This is a genomic window from Halorubrum sp. SD683 (assembly GCF_002135045.1).
GTDB lineage: Archaea > Halobacteriota > Halobacteria > Halobacteriales > Haloferacaceae > Halorubrum > Halorubrum ezzemoulense.
Genome location: NZ_NEWJ01000126.1, coordinates 1 through 3,611, shown reverse-complemented (window position 1 = coordinate 3,611; position 3,611 = coordinate 1). Strand labels below are relative to the sequence as shown.

3 protein-coding genes, 1 tRNA gene, 1 rRNA gene and 2 pseudogenes are annotated in these 3,611 nt (G+C 65.9%); 1 reads left to right on the top strand and 6 read right to left on the bottom strand.

What is annotated here, in order from left to right:
- Positions 1-146, top strand: a pseudogene (locus tag B9G49_RS16400) (IS1595 family transposase); the annotation flags it as partial.
- 25 nt (positions 147-171) lie between these two features.
- On the opposite strand, the pseudogene B9G49_RS15840 reads toward B9G49_RS16400, so the two are convergent.
- The 6 genes and pseudogenes from B9G49_RS15840 to rrf all read right to left on the bottom strand — a co-directional run.
- Positions 172-570: pseudogene (locus B9G49_RS15840) on the bottom strand (VOC family protein); the annotation flags it as partial.
- Between the two features lie 96 nt (positions 571-666).
- Complete coding sequence (locus B9G49_RS15835; RefSeq protein ID WP_086217010.1) at positions 667-2,043, bottom strand: HD domain-containing protein; 1,377 nt, start codon at positions 2,041-2,043, stop codon at positions 667-669.
- A 16-nt stretch (positions 2,044-2,059) separates the two neighbouring features.
- A complete protein-coding gene (locus B9G49_RS15830; RefSeq protein ID WP_049932879.1) occupies positions 2,060-2,266 on the bottom strand; it encodes a hypothetical protein in 207 nt (68 codons plus the stop codon).
- Positions 2,267-2,351: 85 nt separating this feature from the next.
- Positions 2,352-3,194 carry a hypothetical protein gene (locus B9G49_RS15825; protein WP_086217011.1) on the bottom strand — a complete coding sequence of 281 codons (843 nt, stop codon included), beginning with the start codon at positions 3,192-3,194 and terminating at the stop codon, positions 2,352-2,354.
- Positions 3,195-3,299: 105 nt separating this feature from the next.
- Positions 3,300-3,375, bottom strand: a tRNA-Cys gene (locus B9G49_RS15820).
- Positions 3,376-3,509: 134 nt separating this feature from the next.
- Positions 3,510-3,611, bottom strand: a 5S ribosomal RNA gene (gene rrf / locus B9G49_RS15815); the annotation flags it as partial.

The window sequence follows — 3,611 nt, the reverse complement described above, 5'->3', positions numbered from 1 at the left end:
AACCGTGGTTGGCGAAGTTCCGCGGCCTGTCCAAGCAGGGCTTGGAGCAGGCCGCTCGGACCTACGGCTTCCTCCGGTCACTGAACCTTACTGGGGCACCGATCCACAGTCTCGTGGACTGTATCGCTGTCAATGTATTCCGCTAGTTCCGCCAGTCTACCGAAGAGCGTGGGTGTAAATCGAGTGGAAGATGCCGCGGTCGAAAACGTTGTACCCCTTCCCTGCCTCTTCGAGCGCCGCCATGATATCCTCGTACTCGTCGGGCTCTACGGTGAAACACAGGTGGTGGACGGCGCCCGTGTTGACGCGCTGGCCGCGCGCGGACGCCCGCTCGTCGCTCACGAACACCGTGAGGATCCGCCCGTCGCCGGTGTCGAAGAAGAGGTGCGTCTGCGAGGGGTCGTCGAGGTTCGGCTGTCGCAACACGAGCGGCATCCCGAGCAGGTCGCGGTAGAACGCGAGCGTGTCCTCCTCGTTGCTGCCCCAGACCGTGACGTGGTCGGTACCGCTGGTGTGGAACGGTGCGTCCGGGAGCTTCGACGTGACCGGAGCCGCGCTCTCGTCGCTCATACCGATCGGAAGGCGACCGAGTCGTATAAACCCGAAAGGGACGGGACCGTGACCGGCTGACACCGGTGTTATCGGTCAGAACTGCGTCCGATGCCGTCAGCCGCCGTACTCCGCGCGAAACCGATCGACGAGCCACCGAGTGGCGCGTTTTCGGTCTCCGTCGGGCACGTAGACGAACGGGATTGGGGTGTCGAAGGCGCGCTCGCCGTACAGCCCCCAGTCGCCGGCCGACCGCGTCGTCCCGCCGTACGCGATCGGAATGTCGGCCAGCTCGGAGGGCTCGTACTCGGGGACGTACGAGCGTTCGATCCACACGTCGTGAGGCGGGACGTCCAGTTCCGCCGCGAGTTCGTGTTCGAGGCGCTCGTCGCCCGAGACGAGCCACTCGCCGAACGCCTCGCGGTCGACCTCGATCCGGTCGGCGTAGGCGATCCGATGTTTCCAGCAGGTCGTCGGGAACTGCCGCGTCCGATACCGGTCGTACAGCGTCGCGAACGTGGTGTCCGGGCGGTCGCGCGCGAGCCGGCGCAGTCGCTCCGCGACGGTGTTGTCGTCGATCTCGCCGTCGAGGATCCCGTCTATCGTCACCGGCGGATCGCCGGTCAGCTCGGCCGCTCGCTCGGTGAGATCGCGGAGCAGCGCGTTCGCGTACACCGACTTGTGGTGCTGGGTCACCCACATGTACAGCGCGATCCGGCCCTCCAAGTAGTTCCCGAGCGTCGAGAGCGCCTTCTCGGGGAGCGCGAGCCCCTCGTCGGGGTGCGCCGTGTAGGCGTCGACCATGCGATCGGTGTCGAAGTTCAACACGTTCGCGCCCGTCATCCAGTTGTCTCGGGAGATGTAGTCGAGGCGGTCGACGTCGACCGGCGAGTGAAGCAGCTGGGCTCCGAGGCCGTGCTGCCACGGTCCGCCCCGCTCGTACACCAGACTGTACCCCAAGACGTACGCGCACACCTCCTCCGGGTCGACCGACAGGGATCGGAGCGCGTCGCCGAAGCGGTCGAGTATCAGGAGACAGCTCATGAGTTCGTGCGGACTCGCCCCGAGAAGTGGCGTGTCATCGAGCCCCGCCTCGCGAAGCGACGCGACGAAGCCCCGCTCCGCGAGCCGGTCTCGGAGTGCCGTCGCGTCGAGATGCCGCTCGCAGACGTGCGAGAACGGCGGATGGCCGACATCGTGGAGCAGACACGCACACTCCAGCGTCGACTGAATCTCGTCGAGCGTGTCCGAGGACGTGTTCCGGGTGAAATACGGCTCCTCACGGAGGTTTTCGAAGACGCGGCGGCCGAGGTGGTAGACGCCGAGGCTGTGTTCGAACCGCGTGTGGTTGGCGGCCGGATAGACGAGGTGGGTCGCCGAGAGCTGCTTGACGTACCGCAGCCGCTGAAACGCCGACGTGTCGATCACGCGATCGACGACCGCGTCGTCGAGTTCGATGTACCCGTGAACGGGGTCTTTGATCTGTGTCGTCATGTGTACAGCGACGCCGTCATCGCCTCCAGACCGCCGGTGCGACGCCGAGCGTCCGGACGGCGAACGGGTAGGCGAAAGCGATAGCGAGCACGAGCACCAACGACGCGACGACACCGAGCCCGCCGGTGATCCGGTCGGCGACCGCCAGCGCAGCGAACATGGCGACGAACATCACCGCCCAGTGGGGGGCCAGCTGTCGCACCTTCTCTCCTGTCGAACTCATGCCCGCCGTAGCGGTGCCGTCCGGTAGTGGCTGTCGGTCGAAACGCAGCATCGAAGCGAAACGAACGCCCCGACTCGGCCGGCTGTCAGTACCGCGACGGGATGAACGCCAGCCCAGCGAGCATGATGGAGGACAGCACCGAGAGGACGAGCACGCGCGAGAGGCCGCTGTTGTACTGGTTGAACTGGTCTATCTCGGAGACCTGCGCCTCGTACGCCTCGATGTCCGACGACATCCGAAGCGTCGAGGCGTCGGGGAAGTGCGCAACGTAGTCCGTGCCGCCGATCGTTACCACCGAGTGCTGGGAGAACTCCACGGTCTCCGTCTCGATCGTCTCCCACACGAGTACGGCACCGTCAGCGGTCACACCGTCGACCGTAACCGTCTGTCCGTCGTACTCGAGGGTCTCGCCCACCTCGTACGAGCGCTGCTCGGGCGCCGGGAAGTACTCGTCGACGGGCACCAGCGTCCGTTCGCCGGAGTCGTCCGTCACGGCGACGTACTCGCCGTCGTCGAGCGTGACCGTCTCGTTCTCGGCCGCGTCGTCGGCGCCGAGGATCGCCTGCCGGTCGAGCACCTCGACGAGCGTGAACTCGGTCGCGTTCTCCCCCGTGACCTCGACGCGCCACTCGCGGTCACCGACCGTAACCGTCGAACCGTTCGCCCACGTCTCGGAGGTCTCCGCGGTGAACTCCCGCTCGAGCGTTCCGGTGATGACGGTCGTCGCCGCACCACCGTGCCCGCCTCCGCCCTCTTCCGTCTCGGAGATGTCGGCCACAACGTACGACTCACCACCGACTTCGACCGAGTCACCCTGCGAGGCGTCGACCTCCGGATTCTCGAGCGCGATCTCTGGACTATCGGCCGTCGCGGTCAGCGCGCCCGCCACCCCCGCGACGGCGAGGAACAGCGCGACAAACACGGCCACAGCGCGTCGTTGCATAGTTGACGCATGGGTCACCCGGTGTTTAACGGTTACTAAGCGGGTCAGTTCACGGGACCGACCTCGCGGCGTACCGAGACCGAATCAAGAAGCCAAGGGCCGGATTTGAACCGGCGTTGGGCGGCTCTGCAGGCCGCTGCGTCTGACCAGACTCTGCCACCTTGGCGCTGTCCGAACGTACCGCTGTGGAGCGTTTAAGCCTAGCGGTCGCGCGTCAACGCCCTCGCTGCTCGCTATACATCAAAAAAGCCCACGGACATACGTCCGTGGGCTGGGTGGGAGTATTCTCCCGGATGAGTGGGCAGGCGGCGACCCGTGGTTCCCAGAGGATCGCTCACTCCAGTACTTCACGGTACGCTGGTGGGCTTAACTTCCGTGTTCGGAATGGGTACGGGTGTGTCC